The sequence below is a fragment of the Pseudomonas sp. DTU12.3 genome (genome assembly GCF_004124275.1).
GTDB classification, from domain to species: domain Bacteria; phylum Pseudomonadota; class Gammaproteobacteria; order Pseudomonadales; family Pseudomonadaceae; genus Aquipseudomonas; species Aquipseudomonas helmanticensis.
This window is the reverse complement of sequence record NZ_CP027218.1, coordinates 2559356-2576283: the sequence shown is the minus strand read 5'-3', so window position 1 is coordinate 2576283 and position 16928 is coordinate 2559356. Positions and strand designations below refer to the sequence as shown.

General features: G+C 57.4%; 14 protein-coding genes, 4 tRNA genes and 1 pseudogene. 4 read left to right on the top strand and 15 right to left on the bottom strand.

What is annotated here, in order from left to right; all coding sequences use genetic code 11:
• Positions 1-209: 209 nt before the first annotated feature.
• Both C2E19_RS11750 and C2E19_RS11745 read right to left on the bottom strand, forming a co-directional pair.
• Complete coding sequence (locus C2E19_RS11750; protein WP_129392004.1) at positions 210-1067, bottom strand: DUF2242 domain-containing protein; 858 nt, start codon at positions 1065-1067, stop codon at positions 210-212.
• A 92-nt stretch (positions 1068-1159) separates the two neighbouring features.
• A complete protein-coding gene (locus C2E19_RS11745; RefSeq protein ID WP_129396106.1) occupies positions 1160-2059 on the bottom strand; it encodes a LysR family transcriptional regulator in 900 nt (299 codons plus the stop codon).
• A gap of 121 nt (positions 2060-2180) precedes the next feature.
• Between C2E19_RS11745 and C2E19_RS11740 the strand changes: the two genes are divergently transcribed.
• A complete protein-coding gene (locus C2E19_RS11740; protein ID WP_129392001.1) occupies positions 2181-3386 on the top strand; it encodes an MFS transporter in 1206 nt (401 codons plus the stop codon).
• Positions 3387-3450: 64 nt separating this feature from the next.
• Here the strand turns inward: C2E19_RS11740 and C2E19_RS11735 are convergent, their stop codons facing one another.
• From C2E19_RS11735 to C2E19_RS11690, 10 genes and pseudogenes are all read right to left on the bottom strand, one after another.
• A complete protein-coding gene (locus C2E19_RS11735; protein ID WP_129391997.1) occupies positions 3451-5322 on the bottom strand; it encodes a SurA N-terminal domain-containing protein in 1872 nt (623 codons plus the stop codon).
• A 231-nt stretch (positions 5323-5553) separates the two neighbouring features.
• Complete coding sequence (locus tag C2E19_RS11730) at positions 5554-5826, bottom strand: HU family DNA-binding protein (protein ID WP_008077714.1); 273 nt, start codon at positions 5824-5826, stop codon at positions 5554-5556.
• A 148-nt stretch (positions 5827-5974) separates the two neighbouring features.
• Complete coding sequence (lon, locus tag C2E19_RS11725) at positions 5975-8371, bottom strand: endopeptidase La (RefSeq protein ID WP_129391994.1); 2397 nt, start codon at positions 8369-8371, stop codon at positions 5975-5977.
• A 163-nt stretch (positions 8372-8534) separates the two neighbouring features.
• A complete protein-coding gene (gene clpX, locus C2E19_RS11720) occupies positions 8535-9818 on the bottom strand; it encodes an ATP-dependent Clp protease ATP-binding subunit ClpX (protein ID WP_007951558.1) in 1284 nt (427 codons plus the stop codon).
• 182 nt (positions 9819-10000) lie between these two features.
• Positions 10001-10504 (bottom strand): annotated as a pseudogene (locus C2E19_RS11715) (ATP-dependent Clp protease proteolytic subunit); the annotation flags it as partial.
• Between the two features lie 155 nt (positions 10505-10659).
• Positions 10660-11970, bottom strand: coding sequence for a trigger factor (gene tig / locus C2E19_RS11710; protein ID WP_129391991.1), 1311 nt, complete (start codon positions 11968-11970; stop codon positions 10660-10662).
• A 402-nt stretch (positions 11971-12372) separates the two neighbouring features.
• Positions 12373-12448: transfer RNA gene (locus C2E19_RS11705), tRNA-His, on the bottom strand.
• Between the two features lie 77 nt (positions 12449-12525).
• Positions 12526-12610, bottom strand: a tRNA-Leu gene (locus C2E19_RS11700).
• Positions 12611-12667: 57 nt separating this feature from the next.
• A tRNA-His gene (locus tag C2E19_RS11695) sits at positions 12668-12743 on the bottom strand.
• A 32-nt stretch (positions 12744-12775) separates the two neighbouring features.
• Positions 12776-12852 (bottom strand) — tRNA-Arg (locus C2E19_RS11690).
• Between the two features lie 276 nt (positions 12853-13128).
• On the opposite strand from C2E19_RS11690, the gene folD reads away from it, so the two are divergent.
• Both folD and pbpG read left to right on the top strand, forming a co-directional pair.
• Positions 13129-13983: a bifunctional methylenetetrahydrofolate dehydrogenase/methenyltetrahydrofolate cyclohydrolase FolD gene (folD, locus tag C2E19_RS11685; protein WP_053121798.1), complete on the top strand. Its 855-nt coding sequence runs from the start codon at positions 13129-13131 to the stop codon at positions 13981-13983.
• Positions 13984-14213: 230 nt separating this feature from the next.
• Positions 14214-15152: a D-alanyl-D-alanine endopeptidase gene (gene pbpG / locus C2E19_RS11680; protein ID WP_129391988.1), complete on the top strand. Its 939-nt coding sequence runs from the start codon at positions 14214-14216 to the stop codon at positions 15150-15152.
• Between the two features lie 53 nt (positions 15153-15205).
• Here the strand turns inward: pbpG and C2E19_RS11675 are convergent, their stop codons facing one another.
• The 3 genes from C2E19_RS11675 to C2E19_RS11665 form a co-directional block, all read right to left on the bottom strand.
• Positions 15206-15412 carry a hypothetical protein gene (locus tag C2E19_RS11675; protein ID WP_129391985.1) on the bottom strand — a complete coding sequence of 69 codons (207 nt, stop codon included), beginning with the start codon at positions 15410-15412 and terminating at the stop codon, positions 15206-15208.
• A gap of 12 nt (positions 15413-15424) precedes the next feature.
• Positions 15425-15631 carry a DUF6021 family protein gene (locus tag C2E19_RS11670; protein ID WP_129391982.1) on the bottom strand — a complete coding sequence of 69 codons (207 nt, stop codon included), beginning with the start codon at positions 15629-15631 and terminating at the stop codon, positions 15425-15427.
• 88 nt (positions 15632-15719) lie between these two features.
• Entirely contained in the window at positions 15720-16391 is a 672-nt protein-coding gene (locus C2E19_RS11665; protein ID WP_129391979.1) for a peptidase C39 family protein, read from the bottom strand.
• Between the two features lie 236 nt (positions 16392-16627).
• Here C2E19_RS11665 and C2E19_RS11660 point away from each other — a divergent pair, with 236 nt between their 5' ends.
• Positions 16628-16786 (top strand): hypothetical protein, encoded by a 159-nt coding sequence (locus C2E19_RS11660; RefSeq protein WP_164979421.1) that lies wholly within the window; start codon positions 16628-16630, stop codon positions 16784-16786.
• Positions 16787-16928 lie beyond the last annotated feature (142 nt).

The window sequence follows — 16928 nt, the reverse complement described above, 5'->3', positions numbered from 1 at the left end:
AACTGCCCGTATGAAGGAAAAGTGAAACCCGGCCTTCATCAATAAAACGTAGCAGGTGGTCAGGAATTTATCGCGGGATTTTTGTCAGGGGAATGTAAAGAAATTTTCCTGGGTAGGAGCTGCCGCAGGCTGCGATCTGTTGATCTTGATTTAAAAACCAGGATCAAAAGATCGCAGCCTGCGGCAGCTCCTACAGGGATCAGGAGGGATTACTGGCCTGAGGATGGCATCGCCGGAATCGGCTCGGAGGGCGGCGGGATGTCCGGGTTGACCGGTGGTGTGATGGTTTCCGTGGCCGGTGCAGGCTCGGCACTCGGCGCTGGAGTGATCGGCGCCGACTCCGCTGGCGGTACAACCGGCTCGGAACTGACGGGGGCCACTTCAGCAGGTGCCGGCGCCGATTCTGCAGCAGGTGCAGGCGCGGGAGTCGCGGGAGTCGCGGCCGGCTCGGCTGCGGGTGTCGGCGTCAGTGGCGCAGGCTTCGGTTCCGGCATCCCCAGATCGGCCTTGGGTTTCTCTTCGATGTGCGCAGCCTTCTTCGCATCAGCCGGCAGGAACTGCTCGACCAAGGTGAAAAAGCGCTCGTAGAACTTCTGCGAAATCACCGTTTCACTCGCAACCTTGACCATCGAATCGTCCGACGAGCCGATCGGCATCGACACCGAACCCAATACGCCGACACCCAGGCTGGCCGAGTTATTGGTCTTCTTCAGCGCGTAGCGATCCTGCAGGGCATTGGCGAACATCGTCGCGTGATGCTTGCCGCTGCTGTCTTCGGCGCAGACCACGTTGAAGCTGATCTCCAAGTGCGTATCGCCGGTTTGCTGGAAGCTCTTGTGGCCACTGACCAGTTTCGGGTCACTGCTGGTGATAATGTAACCCTGACTGAGCAATGCGCGCCGGGCGGCTTCGCAACTGGCAATATCGGCCACCGGGTAATTGCGCGAAAACATACCGGAGTCGTCGAAGTTCTCATGCTCATACATCGGCTTGTCTTTCGAACAGCCGGCGACAGCAGCCACCAACAACGCCAACCCGACAACACGCAAGGGAGTGGAAATCAACATTAAACATCCTGAGGGAAAACAGTCCGGGGCGTATTGTGCAACAGATCGCGGCCCTGCGGAGTACGGATTAGTGTCTTAAAACGCTTACAACTCTATCGACCATCCTTTGCGGGAAAAAGTCGCTGCGAAATATGATCGATGAACACTCGCAGTTTGGCCGCTGCATGGCGACTTGATGGCCACAATACCCAAAACTGCCCGTCATGCTCCACATATGCATCGAGCACCCGCCGCAATCGACCTTGCCGGACCGCCTCGGCGACCATGAAATCCGGCAGGCAGGCAACGCCCATCCCGGCCAACGCCGCGTGGCTCACCGCCTCGATGGAAGTGCTTACAAGTCGCGTCGGCAAAACCGGCTCGGCGCTCCCTTCCTCGCGCCGCAAGGGCCACGCTTCGAGTTTTCCGGTGGCGTGAAAGGTGTGGCGCAGGCAAGCGTGATCAGCCAGATCGGCCGGGATCTGCGGCGCGCCGTGCTGATCGAGATAAACGGCACTGGCCACCAGCACCAGATGAAACTCGCCCAACGGTCGCGCCATCAGTCGCGAATCTTTCGGCTTGCCCGTGCGAATCACCGCGTCGAAGCCCTCGTCGACGACATCGACCATGCGATCGGTGAGATCGAGGTCCAGCTCGATCTGCGGGTACAACGCCATGAACTCGATCAGGACCGGCATCACCAGGTCATGCACCTGCGGCAGGCTGATGCGCAACTTGCCATGGGGCGCCGAGGCGGCATTGCACAACTCGAACTCGGCGGCTTCGACCTCCGCCAGAATCTTCCGGCAGCGCTCCAGAAACAACGCACCCTCTGCGGTCAGGGTGATGCTGCGGGTGCTGCGATGAAACAGCCGCACACCGAGCCGCGCCTCCAGACGCGCAATACTCTTGCCGATCGCCGACGACGAAACCCCTTGCAGGCGCCCGGCCTCGGTAAAACTCCGGGTTTCGGCGGCCTGTACGAACACTGAAATACTGCCGAGGCTGTCCATTTTCACTCCGGGATTGGCGACATCAATGTCCGATATGTTCGGAACCATAACCGGTTTTTCCCGAATGCGCAGCGCCCTACCCTATGGCCTTCGTCTCTCCCTTCGAAATGGACGCTGGATCATGATCGATGCGCAACTCATCTCCCCGCCCCTGATACAAGCCGCCGCCAACCGCGAACGCCTGCCGCTGGGTGCGCTGTTGGCGCTGGCCACCGCCGGGTTCATCACGGTGCTCACCGAGGCCATGCCCGCCGGACTATTGCCCCAAATGAGCGCCGGCCTGAACGTCTCGCAGGCGCTGATCGGCCAACTGGTCACGCTCTATGCCGTCGGTTCGCTGCTCGCGGCGATTCCCCTGACCATCGCCACACGCGGCTGGCGACGACGGCCGCTGCTGTTGTCCGCCATTGGCGGATTCGCGCTGGCGAACAGTATTACCGCGCTGTCAGACCTGTACTGGCTGACGCTGATCGCGCGGTTGATTGCCGGCGTGTTTGCAGGCCTGCTCTGGGCGCTGCTGGCCGGTTACGCCAGCCGCATGGTCGCGCCCCATCTGCAAGGTCGCGCCATCACCGTCGCCATGCTCGGCGCACCGCTGGCGCTGTCGCTCGGCATACCGGCAGGCACGCTGTTAGGCACCATGGTCGGCTGGCGCCTGAGCTTTGCGATCATGACCGGGCTGACCCTGTTGCTAGTGATCTGGGTGCGCTGGCAAGTGCCGGACTTTGCCGGCGAACGTGCAGGAAAACGCCTGCCCTTGCGTCAGGTGTTTACCCTTCCCGGGGTGCGACCGGTGTTGTTCGTGACGTTGACCTACGTGGTGGCGCACAACCTTCTCTACACCTACATCGCGCCGTTTCTGCAGCCCTCGGGATTGGCAGACGACATCGACCGCGTGCTACTGGCGTTCGGTCTCGCCTCGGTACTGAGCCTGTGGATCGTCGGTAGCCTGATTGATCGCTGGCTGCGCGAACTGGTGTTGATCAGCACAGCCCTGTTCATGCTCTCGGCGCTGACCCTGGCCGTATGGCGCGATTCAGCCGGCGTGGTCTATGTCGCCGTGGTTGTCTGGGGGCTGGCATTCGGGGCTATGCCGTCGCTGTTGCAGACCGCTTCGGCGAAAGCGGCGGGAGCTGCTGCCGATACGGCGCAATCGATGCTGGTGACTCTGTGGAATGTCGGGATTGCTGGCGGCGGGCTGGCGGGTGGTCTATTGCTGGATAACCCTGGTGTGGGGGCGTTTCCGTGGATTGTCGCAGCGCTACTGGTGCTGACCTTGGTTGCGGCCGTCAATGCCAGAAGCCACGGTTTTCCACGGTCATTGTAGGAACGGAATAAAAAAAACCCCGGCATTGCGGCCGGGGCTTTTGGTCTTGCTGCTCAGTCAGGCATCAGTAACGCTTGATTTCGGCCTGAGCTTCCAACTGCTTGCGGTACGCCGCGAAGTCTTGCTGACCCTCACGGGACGCGAGGAAGCGACGGTATTGAGCCTTCTCTTCATCGGTCGGTGCCGCTGCTTCGTTGACGCCGTTCAGGCGCACAATCATCAGACTGCCGTCCGGCAGCGTCACGTTGCTGAACGTCGGCTTGTCTTTGGCCGCCGGCTTCGGCATGCGGAACAATGCCTGCAACACGGCCGGATCAACACCTTCCTGCGCACGGGTGGCCGCTGCGGTGGTTTTCCAGTTCTGACCGTCAACCGCCTTGTCCAGCGGCGCCTTGCCATCGCGCAGATCAGCGATCAGCTTCTCGGCCTTGGTCTTGGCAGCAGCGCTGGCGTGCTCTTTGGTCAGCTGAGTGCGGATGGCCGCGTTCACGCTTTCCAGAGGCAGTTGCGCAGGCTTCAGGTGTTCCTTGGAGCGCAGCACGATCACGGTTTCCGGATCCAGCTCGATGGCGGTGCTGTTGGCGCCTTCATCAATCACTTCGGTGCTGAATGCTGCAGTGACCACGGCACGGTTGGCCGCAACGCCTTCACCACCTTCACGGCCGAATGGCTTGGAGGTGTGCACGGTCAGCTTCAGATCTGCCGCTGGCTGGGCCAGGTCAGACGCTTCGAACGCGGAGTCTTCCAATTGCTTGGTCGCCTCGACGAAACGCTGCTCGACCTGCGCGGCTTTCAGCTCGCGGGTCAGCTTGTCTTTCAGGCTGGCCAGTGTCGGCACTTCAGGCGCTTCGACACCCAGCAGCTTGATCAGGTGGAAACCAAAGTCGGTGCGAACCGGCGCGGAAACCTGATCTTTATTCAGCGAGTACAAGGCTTTTTCGAAAGCTGGATCGTAAACGCCAGGACCTGCATAACCGAGGTCACCGCCATTGTTGGCCGAGCCTGGGTCCTGCGAGAACTCTTTGGCCAGCGCTTCGAATTTCTCGCCCTTGGCCAGACGCGCCTCGACTTCTTCGATTTTCGCCTTGGCCTGAGCTTCGGTGGTCTTGTCGTTCACTTCGATCAGGATGTGCGCGGCACGACGCTGTTCCGACAGGTTGGCGATCTCCTTCTGATACGCCGCCTGCAGGTCTTCGTCCTTGACCGCAACCTGGTCGAAGAACGACGACTTCTTCAGCTCGAGGTAATCGATGACCACTTGATCAGGGGTCATGAATTCCTTGGCGTGTTCGTCGTAGTAAGCCTTGACCTCATCGTCGGTCAGCTTCACCGCAGCCGGATCGGCCTTGATGTTCAGGGTGGCGAAATCGCGGGTCTGTTTTTCCAGACGGGCGAAAGCCAGCACTTCGGCGTCAGTGACGAAACCGCTGCCCGCTACACCGGCACGCAGTTGGCCGATCAGCATTTCCTGAGCCAGCATCTGGCGGAATTGCATGCGGCTGTAACCCAGTTGACGGATTACCTGATCGAAACGCTCGGAGCTGAACTTGCCGTCAACCTGGAATTCAGGCGTCAGCAGGATCACTTGGTCCAACGCGCCTTCGGAGAAAGCGAACTTCGATTGTTCAGCGCCTTGCAACAGCAGCTTGCGATCAATCAGACCTTTGAGGGCAGATTCGCGGAGCATTTTTTCGTCGAGCAAGGAAGCATCGAAGTCCTTGCCCAGCTGTTGCATCAGCTGACGGCGTTGCATGTCAACGGCCTGGCTCAGCTCGTTCTGGCTGATTTCTTCACCATTGACCTTGGCCGCTTCGTTCGTGTGCGTCGTGGCCTTGAAAATGGCGTCGAAACCGGTCAGGGCCATCAGTGCAACGATGACCCCAATAATGGTCTTGGCAATCCAGCCTTGTGAATTGTCCCTGATATTCTGCAGCATGCGTCCCCCAGAAACGGTTGAACTTCAAAAATTAGGCAACCGTGGAGCGTGGGTAGAATCCGGATAGAAGAAAGGCGCATCCGAGGATGCGCCTTCTCGTAACTGGCGGAGCGGACAGGGCTCGAACCCTCGATCCCGGCGTTACAGGCAGCTGTTTCAGCGACCTGCTCTACCGCTCCGCTGCCAAGTCAGGGATGACCCCGACCCGGATGGGTAAAAACTTGTAACGACTTAGTTGACCGCTTCTTTCAGTGCTTTACCGGCTTTGAAACCTGGTTTTTTAGCAGCAGCGATCTGCAGCGTCTTGCCGGTCTGTGGGTTACGACCAACGCGAGCTGGACGATCAGTCACGGAGAAAGTACCGAAACCAACCAGAACAACGGAGTCGCCAGCCTTGAGAGCGCCAGTGACGGATTCGATTACAGCGTCCAGCGCACGGCCAGCAGCAGCTTTCGGGATATCAGCGGATGCAGCGATAGCATCAATCAGTTCCGACTTGTTCACTCTAAGTCCCCTTATATCTATTTTGAGATGATTCTAAGTTTTTTGGTGAAAGCAAAAACGAGTGCTGAATGGCCTACAGACACTTAAGAGCCGCTTTATAACAAGGGCTCTAAAAAGCTGTCAAGGAAGCCCCCCAGGCAAAAACGTATTAATGCGTGCTAATTCTTTCCTTAGAGTCAGACTCACGTTTTTCGTCCTTGGCAACTATCTCCGGAGCCACATCCGGCAAGGGCTCCGGCGCGTATTGCAGCGCAATTTGCAGGACCTCGTCAATCCATTTAACCGGTTTAATCTGCAGATCCTGCTTGATATTGTCAGGAATCTCCTTGAGATCGCGCACGTTCTCTTCCGGAATAATCACAATCTTGATTCCGCCGCGATGCGCCGCCAGCAGTTTTTCCTTCAGGCCGCCAATCGCCAGCACCTGACCACGCAAGGTGATTTCACCGGTCATGGCGACATCGGCGCGCACCGGAATCCCGGTCAGGGCCGACACCAGGGCCGTGCACATGCCGACACCGGCGCTAGGACCGTCCTTCGGCGTGGCACCTTCCGGCATGTGAATGTGCGTGTCGCGCTTCTCGTGGAAGTCCACGGGAATGCCCAGACTCTTGGCACGGCTGCGGACAACAGTCAGCGCTGCGGTGATCGATTCGACCATCACATCGCCCAGCGAACCGGTCTTGATCAGTTGGCCTTTGCCCGGTACCACAGCGGCTTCGATGGTCAGCAATTCGCCGCCAACCTGAGTCCAGGCAAGGCCGGTGACTTGACCGATCTGATCCTGTTGCTCGGCCAGACCGTAGCGGAATTTACGCACACCGAGGAAGTGCTCCAGCAAGTCAGCTGTCACTTTTACCGAGAAGCGTTTTTCCAGCGCGTGCTCTTTAACAGCCTTGCGGCAGACCTTGGCGATCTGACGTTCGAGGCCACGCACACCGGCTTCGCGGGTGTAGTAACGAATGATGTCGCGGATCGCTTCTTCATCAAATTCAATCTCGCCCTTCTTCAGACCGTTAGCGGTGATCTGTTTTGGCGAGAGGTATTTGACGGCGATATTGATCTTTTCGTCTTCGGTGTAGCCCGGCAGACGGATGACTTCCATGCGGTCGAGCAGTGCTGGCGGGATGTTCATCGAGTTCGAGGTGCACAGGAACATCACATCCGACAGGTCGTAATCGACTTCCAGATAGTGGTCGTTGAAGTTGTGGTTTTGCTCAGGATCGAGCACTTCCAGCAACGCCGACGCCGGATCGCCACGCATGTCGCTGCCCATCTTGTCGATTTCATCGAGCAGGAACAGCGGGTTGCGAACGCCGACCTTTGTCATCTTTTGAATCAATCTTCCCGGCATCGAACCGATGTAAGTCCGGCGGTGACCGCGAATTTCCGCTTCATCACGCACGCCACCGAGGGCCATACGTACGAATTTGCGGTTGGTGGCGTGCGCAATCGACTCTGCCAGCGAGGTTTTACCCACGCCAGGAGGACCCACCAGGCACAACACCGGGCCACGGATTTTCTTCACGCGTTTTTGCACGGCGAGGTATTCAAGGATGCGTTCCTTGACCTCTTCGAGACCGTAGTGATCGGCATCGAGAATGTCTTCTGCGCGCGCCAGGTCGAGGCGCACCTTGCTCTGTGCCTTCCACGGCACTTGCACCAGCCAGTCGATGTAGGAGCGCACCACGGTGGCTTCGGCGGACATCGGCGACATTTGCTTGAGCTTGTTCAGCTCGGCGTTCGCCTTGGTCAGCGCGTCTTTCGGCAGGCCGGCAGCATCGATGCGCTTTTTCAGCTCTTCGATTTCGTTGTGACCTTCGTCACCGTCGCCCAGCTCTTTCTGAATGGCCTTCATCTGCTCATTCAGGTAGTACTCGCGCTGGCTGCGCTCCATTTGCTTTTTGACGCGGCCGCGAATGCGCTTTTCGACTTGCAGCAGGTCGATCTCGGCATCCAGCAACGCCAGAACGTGCTCGACCCGAGCCGACAAATCGATGATTTCGAGGATTTCCTGCTTCTGCTCGATTTTCAGCGCCATGTGCGCAGCCATGGTGTCGACCAGACGACCCGGCTCATCGATGCTGTTGAGCGATGACAGGACTTCAGCCGGGACTTTCTTGCCCAGCTGCACATATTGTTCGAACTGCGACAGCAGCGTACGTACGAAGACTTCGGACTCGCGCTCGGCGGCGTCGACTTCTTCAATCAACGAAACTTCTGCACGGCAGTGGCCATCGACTTCGCTGAAGCGTTCGACGGTGCCGCGCTGCTCACCCTCGACCAGAACCTTAACGGTGCCATCAGGCAGCTTCAGCAGCTGCAGGACAGTGGCAATGGTACCTACGCGATAGAGAGCGTCTTCACCGGGATCATCGTCAGCCGGGTTTCTCTGGGCCAGCAGCAGTATCTGCTTGTCGCCCGTCATCGCTGCCTCGAGGGCTTCGATGGATTTCTCGCGCCCCACGAACAGCGGGATAACCATGTGCGGATAAACCACGACATCACGCAATGGCAGGAGAGGCAATTCGATGGTTGTCTTCATGATTTCGCCTCTACGGCGGCCATATGGCCGTAATCAGATGGAATTGAGCTTGAAACCAAGATGGGGGCTGCCTTGAAAAAAAACAAGCGCAAAGCGGATGTAAAAAACGACATAAAAAAAAAGAGGCCCGAAGGCCCCTTCTTTGTTGCGGCGCGGTGGACGCTTACGCGTCCGGCGCTGCCTTGGCAGCCGGCTCACTGTTTTCGTAGATATACAGTGGCTTGGACTTGCCTTCGATCACGCTTTCATCGATCACGACTTTGCTCACCTCGGACTGCGAGGGGATTTCATACATCGTGTCGAGCAATACACCTTCGAGAATCGAGCGCAGGCCACGAGCACCGGTTTTACGTTCCAGGGCACGCTTGGCGACCGATTTCAGTGCGTCGGAACGGAATTCCAGATCGACGCCTTCCATCTCGAACAGCTTGGCATACTGTTTGGTCAGAGCATTTTTCGGCTCGGTGAGAATCTGCATCAATGCAGCTTCATCGAGCTCGTCCAGCGTCGCGAGGACCGGCAGACGACCGACGAATTCCGGGATCAGACCGAACTTGACCAGATCGTCAGGCTCGACTTCACGCAGGGATTCACCGACTTTCTTGCCTTCTTCCTTGCTGCGCACTTCTGCGTTGAAACCGATGCCGCCTTTGGTGGAACGGTTTTGAATAACCTTTTCCAGACCAGAGAACGCACCACCGCAGATGAACAGGATGTTACGGGTGTCGACCTGCAGGAATTCCTGCTGCGGATGCTTGCGGCCACCTTGCGGTGGAACGGAAGCGACCGTGCCTTCGATCAACTTCAGCAAGGCCTGCTGCACGCCTTCACCGGAAACATCGCGGGTGATCGACGGGTTGTCGGACTTGCGGGAAATCTTGTCGATTTCGTCGATGTAGACAATGCCCATCTGGGCTTTTTCTACGTCGTAATCGCACTTCTGCAACAGCTTCTGAATGATGTTCTCGACATCTTCACCCACGTAACCCGCCTCGGTGAGGGTGGTTGCGTCGGCAATGGTGAACGGAACGTTCAGCAAGCGGGCCAGCGTTTCGGCCAGCAGGGTTTTACCCGAGCCGGTCGGGCCGATCAGCAGAATGTTGCTCTTGCCGAGTTCGACGTCGTCAGCTTTTTTGTCACGCTGGTTCAGGCGCTTGTAGTGGTTGTACACCGCTACGGCCAGAACCTTCTTTGCACGCTCCTGACCAATGACGTATTGATCAAGGATGCCGCTGATTTCTTTGGGCGAAGGCAATTTATGCGCGCTGCTTTCAGCCTGGGCTTCCTGCACCTCCTCACGGATGATGTCATTGCACAGGTCGACGCACTCGTCGCAGATAAAGACCGAGGGGCCGGCAATCAATTTGCGCACTTCATGCTGGCTTTTGCCACAGAAGGAGCAATAGAGCAGCTTGCCGTTGTCCTCGCCGTTGCGGGTGTCAGTCATTCGTTCGATCCAAATCCGATAGGCTTGCAACACAAGATGAAGGCTATTGCGGGCTTTTTCAAGCCCGCCGCTGATCAGACCAGCCGACCAAGCCTATTTTGAGCTGCTTATTTTTAAGCTGGACGCTGGTTGATCACTTCATCGATCAAGCCATATTCCTTCGCAGCTTCTGCACTCATGAAGTTGTCGCGGTTGGTATCGCGCTCGATTTCTTCCAGAGTGCGACCGCTGTGCTTGGCCATCAGCGTGTTCAGGCGCTCACGAATGAAGAGGATTTCCTTGGCATGGATTTCGATATCCGATGCCTGGCCCTGGAAACCGCCCAGTGGCTGGTGAATCATCACTCGCGAGTTCGGCAGGCAGAAACGCTTGCCTGGAGCGCCTGCGGTCAGCAGGAACGCGCCCATGCTGCACGCCTGACCGATACAGGTGGTCGACACGTTGGGTTTGATGAACTGCATGGTGTCGTAGATCGACATGCCCGCTGTCACCGAACCGCCCGGGGAGTTGATATAGAGATGGATGTCCTTGTCCGGGTTTTCCGCTTCAAGGAACAGCAGTTGCGCACAGATCAGGTTGGCCATGTAGTCCTCTACCGGACCAACCAGAAAGATCACTCGCTCCTTGAGAAGGCGCGAATAGATGTCGTAGGCACGTTCGCCACGAGCGGACTGCTCGACAACCATCGGGACCAGGCCGCCTGCGGCCTGGATATCTGAGTTCTGCTGAATATACGAATTACGGAACATGCTCTGCAGTCACTCCCAAATAGTTATGTCTTGAATACGCATAAGCCAGCTCGAAGGCTGGCTTATGTGTGTGCTTCTTAACGCAAAATCAATCAGTCGGCTTTTGGAGCTTCTACCGGCTTGACCGCTTCTTCGTAAGAGACCGATTTGTCGGTCACGCTAGCTTTCTGCAGAACAGTATCCACAACTTGTTCTTCCAGCACAACCGAACGGACTTCGTTCAGTTGCTGGTCGTTCTTGTAGTACCAGGACACAACCTGCTCAGGCTCTTGGTAAGCCGAAGCCATTTCCTGAATCATTTCGCGAACGCGAGCTTCGTCAGGCTTGAGGTCGAACTGCTTGACCACTTCAGCCACGATCAGACCCAGCACTACACGGCGCTTGGCTTGCTCTTCGAACAGCTCGGCCGGCAGTTGATCAGGCTTGATGTTGCCACCGAACTGCTGAACAGCCTGCACGCGCAGACGGTCAACTTCGTTGGACAGCAGGGCTTTTGGCACTTCGATCGGGTTGGTGGCCAGCAGACCGTCCATTACCTGATTCTTGACCTTGGATTTGATCGCCTGACGCAGTTCACGCTCCATGTTCTTGCGAACTTCGGTGCGGAAGCCGTCGATGCCGCTTTCCTTGATGCCGAATTGCGCGAAGAACTCTTCGTTCAGCTCAGGCAGTTTTGGCTCGGATACGGTGTTGACGGTCACAGTGAACTCGGCGGTTTTGCCAGCCAGGTCCAGGTTCTGATAGTCCTCAGGGAAGGTCAGGTTCAGAACACGCTCTTCGCCGGCTTTAGCGCCAACCAGGCCTTCTTCGAAACCCGGGATCATGCGGCCGGAACCCAGTACCAGCTGAGTACCCTTGGCGGAACCGCCAGCGAACACTTCGCCGTCAACCTTGCCAACGAAATCGATGTTCAGCTGGTCTTCGTTCTGGGCAGCGCGATCGGCCACTTCAAAACGGGTGTTCTGCTTGCGCAGGATGTCGAGCATTTTGTCCAGGTCAGCGTCAGCCACGTCAGCGCTCAGACGCTCAACGGTGATGCCGTCGAAACCGGCAACGGTGAACTCAGGGAACACTTCGAACACCGCAACGTATTCCAGATCCTTGCCAGCTTCGAGCGACTTGGGCTCGATCGAAGGCGAACCGGCCGGGTTCAGCTTCTGCTCAACCACAGCTTCGTAGAAGGAGGACTGGATCACGTCGCCTACAGCTTCCTGACGAGCGTCGGCACCGAAACGGCGCTTGATTTCGCTCATTGGCACTTTGCCTGGACGGAAGCCAGCAATCTTGGCCTTTTGGGCAGTCTGCTGCAGACGCTTGTTGACCTGAGTCTCGATGCGCTCAGCCGGCACGGTGACGCTCATGCGGCGCTCAAGAGCAGTAGTATTTTCAACAGAAACTTGCATGGATATTCCTCGTTGCACAGACGTTAGCCGGCCGTTTCCGACCCCAGAATCAAGGGCATGCATTCTAGTGGGTCAAACTCAAGAAGTCACCCTACTGAAAACGGGTAAAAAAGCAGCAGGCAATTTAACGGGACCGATGCACGAATGCAGCGCATCCCACAGGCGAATACAACCAATCACGCCAGGGCTCTGCGCCAACCGCTTCTATATATAGAAGCGACTGCCAATCACTCCCTGACGGCCGTTCTTGCAAGCAAGTCCGGCAAGCAGCGCGGCATCATCGAGCAACATAAATACGACGAAGCGCCCTGCTCCTGCGTCCCGAAACCGACAATGGCCGGTTTTCAAAACCGCTAAAACAAAAAAGGCGCCAGACTGTTAAATCTGGCGCCTTTCGAAATATGGGGTGGACGATGGGGATCGAACCCACGACAACGGGAGTCACAATCCCGTGCTCTACCAACTGAGCTACGCCCACCATATTGCGTAACAAAAAAGCCAATTAACTTCTTTGTTGAAACCTCACCAGCCCGAAGACCCGAATGAAGCTTTAATTGGTGCGGATGAAGAGACTCGAACTCTTACGCCTCGCGGCGCTGGAACCTAAATCCAGTGTGTCTACCAATTCCACCACATCCGCGGATGAAGCTTTTAAAGCAAAGGCGCCAGACTGTTACATCTGGCGCCTTTCGAAATATGGGGTGGACGATGGGGATCGAACCCACGACAACGGGAGTCACAATCCCGTGCTCTACCAACTGAGCTACGCCCACCATATCGCGTTACTTGTGCCAAAGCTGCCTAATGGCGCACCCGGCAGGACTCGAACCTGCGACCATCCGCTTAGAAGGCGGATGCTCTATCCAGCTGAGCTACGGGCGCCTTATTAATCTGTACTCTTAAAGGACTACAAACTAAGTGCTTTCCAGCCTTCGCGAAATCGTAATCCCGCTCGACCTTCTTAACCAGTGCTAGGCTGTGCCCGACAAGTGCGACGAATAGTATAGAGCGCTCCCAAGGTCGTCAAATCTTTTTTGAAAAAAATTCATTTAATTAAAGGAGTTAGGGGAATTTGCTGACCAAGCGCCTTTGCCCTCACCGCCCGACATGCGAGAATGCGTTCTCTTTTTTTCCCCTCTCGATGGTTAATCACGCGCAATGACTGCACAACTAATCGACGGCAAATCGATCGCCGCCAGCCTGCGCCAGCAGATCGCCAAACGAGTTGCCGAGCGTCGCCAGCAAGGCCTGCGCACTCCCGGCCTCGCGGTGATCCTGGTCGGCAGCGATCCTGCCTCTCAGGTTTATGTCTCGCACAAGCGTAAAGACTGTGAAGAGGTCGGCTTCCTCTCTCAAGCGTACGACCTGCCCTCTGAAACCACGCAACAAGCGCTGACCGATCTGATCGACCGTCTCAACGACGACCCTGCGATCGACGGCATCCTGCTGCAACTGCCGCTGCCCGAGCACCTGGACGCCTCGAAACTGCTCGAACGCATCCGCCCGGACAAGGACGTCGACGGTTTCCATCCTTATAACGTCGGCCGCCTGGCCCAGCGCATTCCACTGCTGCGCCCGTGCACGCCCAAAGGGATCATGACGCTGCTGGAAAGCACTGGCGTTGACCTTTATGGACTGGACGCCGTGGTTGTCGGTGCGTCCAACATCGTCGGTCGCCCGATGGCCATGGAACTGCTGCTGGCCGGTTGCACCGTGACCGTGACTCACCGCTTCACCAAGGATCTCGCCGGTCACGTCGGCCGTGCCGATCTGGTAGTAGTGGCCGCCGGCAAGCCAGGCCTGGTCAAAGGCGAGTGGATCAAGGAAGGCGCGATCGTGGTCGACGTCGGCATCAACCGTCAGGACGACGGCAAGCTGGTTGGTGACGTTGTCTACGAAACCGCCCTGCCCCGCGCCGGCTGGATCACTCCAGTACCGGGCGGCGTTGGTCCGATGACCCGTGCCTGCCTCCTGGAGAACACCCTCTACGCCGCAGAAACCCTGCACGCCTGAGGCGGTTTTTCCGCTGCGCTAGAACCCCGCCTCGTGCGGGGTTTTTCATGCCTGAGAAAAAACTGTAACCGTTCGCCGGAAACCCCTCTTTTTACAGGCCTTTTCACGAGATTTTCAGGCTCTTCAAACAACCATCGACAGATCTTCAGCCATACTCCTAGAATGCGACGCTTTGAAGAAATAACCCGTTACAAACTAACGGAATATCCAACCTTTATGAGTTCGCCCGCGTGAAAATTCGTCTTTCGATTCTGAGCCTGTTTTTTGCTTTTACAGGCACATTCATCACGCCAACGATCAACGCTGCGGAAACCACCGCTGCCCCGCGTGACGCTTCGACACTGAAGATCGCTTCCGGCAGCGCCCTGCTCATGGATATGCAGACCAACAAAGTCATTTATTCCAGCAACCCTGACGTGATCGTGCCGATCGCCTCCGTCAGTAAGCTGATGACTGGACTGGTAGTGGTTGAAGCCCGGCAAAACATGGACGAATGGATCAATGTCGATATCAGCAACACACCGGAAATGAAGGGTGTGTTCTCCCGAGTCAAACTGAAAAGCGAACTGCCGCGCCGCGAGATGCTGCTGATTGCCTTGATGTCCTCGGAAAACCGCGCGGCTGCCAGCCTCGCGCACCACTACCCGGGTGGTTACGCAGCCTTTATCGCGGCGATGAACGCCAAGGCCAAGGCACTGGGCATGACCAACACTCACTATGTCGAGCCGACGGGTCTGTCCGAGCGCAACGTCTCCACCGCTCGCGACCTGAGCAAGTTGCTGGTAGCGGCAAGCAAATACCCGATCCTCAGCGAACTCACCACCACCAAAGAAAAAACCGTGTCGTTCCGCAAACCCAACTACACCCTGGGTTTCCGCAACACCGATCATCTGGTCAACAAAGCCGACTGGGACATCAAGATCACCAAAACCGGCTTCACCAATCCTGCCGGGCATTGCCTGGTTCTGGTGACGAAAATGGGTAACCGCCCTGTCGCGCTGGTGATTCTCGACGCCTTTGGCAAATACACTCATTTTGCCGACGCCAGCCGTATCCGCAGTTGGGTGGAAACCGGCCGCAGCACCAACGTTCCAGCGGTTGCGCAACAGTACAAGGCCGAGAAAAACCTCAAGTCGCGTCAGAGCGGCGTGGTCGAAGCCTCCAAGTAACTTGCCGCACAAGAAAAAGCCCCGAAACTTCGGGGCTTTTTTTCGCCTGACCATCAGTCATTCGGCAGCGGCATCTGATCATCATCAGGAATGCCATCCCCCGCACTCGGATCCCGCGAGGGTTCCGGCGTCAGCACATTGGGCCGGGCCAGCGGATCGCGCAGCGGGCTGTCCGGGTCCAGCACCGGATCAATTTCCGGCTCAGGCGTAGTCGGCACACTGTCCGGTTTTTGGTCGTCGAAGCTTGAATCGGTACTCATACGCACCTCACATCAAGGTTTCAGATTGGCCAGCGGGTCATAGGGTTTTGCCGGCTTCTTGTCATCTTCGCCGGGTTTGACGTCTTTCGGCGCTTTGGCCGGGCCGACGGGATCGACCTGAGGGTCAGCTACGTCCGGAGAGTCCGGGTCAAAGCCCAGGTCATGACCTGAGGAGTGCTCGGACGAATGCGGGCCTTTCGGGGATAGGGGATCTGCCATGTTCGCCTCCTGATTCACCCGAAAAGCGGGCTCTATGCGTAAGAGGCTTGCCGGGCGCAGTCGTGCCCGGCAGATGACGAACGGAGACTCAGTGCGCGGCCAACGCCTTGCGCGCTTGTGCCGCTTCATTTTCCTGGCCGGCCTGCGCGAGTTCGTCGGCAGCCTTCAGCCAGCGCTGACGATCAACCGCCGCGGGGATCTGCGTAGGTTTCTGAATCAGGATGGCCCAGCCGCCAGACTTTTCCAGCGCGGACTCAAAGGCGCTGAAACTCATCAATTCGCGGCGGTTCATGCCGGCGCGCAGCAGCACTTTCTGCTTGTTGCGGTCGTAACCGGAGAGGATTGCGTAGCGCGGTTCGGCCCAGAATGCAGAGCCTTCGCTGAAGCGCACCATCACCGGGTAACCCGCAGCGACCTGGGTCAACAGTGCCGGCAGATTGCTGTCCAGCGGGTAAACGACCATGCCGTATTCACGCGCGAGGTTTTGCAGGTTCTGCTGCAACTGGTCTTCGGCACCCGGCAAATGCAGGGGTTTTTCCAGCAGGCCCGGGGTAATCACAATGCCCTGCTGTGACAGCAGACTGGCCAGCACTTGTGGCGCGCTCTGATTGGCCTGGCCACGATAGAACGTGCCACTCAGCTCGACCCGCTCCGGCAGACGCTTGACCTCCGGCGCCACGCTGCCGGCACAACCGGCCAACGCCACTGCACAACCGGCCACCAGCAGCGCTCCACGAATTCGAGAAAATACCTGCACCATCGTCACTCTCTGTTCAGACGCCGGTCATCGTGTTCCGGCAACGCCAGCGATCATAGGGCCGCGCACGGCTGCGGTATAGCCTTAAACCGTAGACGTATCGCTTGCATAGAGCGAACTAATTGGTCACTACCGACCTTTGGTCAATAGTCTGAAACACCCCGGCGACTAGACTGTCACTGAAACAGAGCGAATTGAAAAAAAGTGGGCGCCCGAAGCAGGGCAAAGAGGAGGCACTGATGAGCCTGACCATGACCATTGTAATGTTGATTGCCGGCTGGCTGGCCGTTGCCGCCGCCATGCTGTGGGGCGTTTTGCGCATTTCCCGTCGTCACCATCACCCTCCGATCCAGCCCAAACCCGAGAAACATCGTACCCGGCACGCAACCGCACACTGACCTACGGATAAAAATCCCCTGTAGGAGCTGCCGAAGGCTGCGATCTGTTGATTTTTAAAAGTCAAAAGATCGCGCCTTCGGCAGCTCCTACACAAAAAGCACAAAAAGCACACAAAAAAAGGCCGCCTGACTTCAACAGTTC

Excerpts from the sequence above, each read along its gene's own strand:
- C2E19_RS11750 (WP_129392004.1), bottom strand. The coding sequence starts at position 1,067 with ATGTTGATTTCCACTCCCTTGCGTGTTGTCGGGTTGGCGTTGTTGGTG.
- C2E19_RS11745 (WP_129396106.1), bottom strand. The coding sequence starts at position 2,059 with ATGGACAGCCTCGGCAGTATTTCAGTGTTCGTACAGGCCGCCGAAACC.
- C2E19_RS11740 (WP_129392001.1), top strand. The coding sequence starts at position 2,181 with ATGATCGATGCGCAACTCATCTCCCCGCCCCTGATACAAGCCGCCGCC.
- C2E19_RS11735 (WP_129391997.1), bottom strand. The coding sequence starts at position 5,322 with ATGCTGCAGAATATCAGGGACAATTCACAAGGCTGGATTGCCAAGACC.
- lon (WP_129391994.1), bottom strand. The coding sequence starts at position 8,371 with ATGAAGACAACCATCGAATTGCCTCTCCTGCCATTGCGTGATGTCGTG.
- clpX (WP_007951558.1), bottom strand. The coding sequence starts at position 9,818 with ATGACTGACACCCGCAACGGCGAGGACAACGGCAAGCTGCTCTATTGC.
- tig (WP_129391991.1), bottom strand. The coding sequence starts at position 11,970 with ATGCAAGTTTCTGTTGAAAATACTACTGCTCTTGAGCGCCGCATGAGC.
- folD (WP_053121798.1), top strand. The coding sequence starts at position 13,129 with ATGACTGCACAACTAATCGACGGCAAATCGATCGCCGCCAGCCTGCGC.
- C2E19_RS11675 (WP_129391985.1), bottom strand. The coding sequence starts at position 15,412 with ATGAGTACCGATTCAAGCTTCGACGACCAAAAACCGGACAGTGTGCCG.
- C2E19_RS11670 (WP_129391982.1), bottom strand. The coding sequence starts at position 15,631 with ATGGCAGATCCCCTATCCCCGAAAGGCCCGCATTCGTCCGAGCACTCC.
- C2E19_RS11665 (WP_129391979.1), bottom strand. The coding sequence starts at position 16,391 with ATGGTGCAGGTATTTTCTCGAATTCGTGGAGCGCTGCTGGTGGCCGGT.
- C2E19_RS11660 (WP_164979421.1), top strand. The coding sequence starts at position 16,628 with ATGAGCCTGACCATGACCATTGTAATGTTGATTGCCGGCTGGCTGGCC.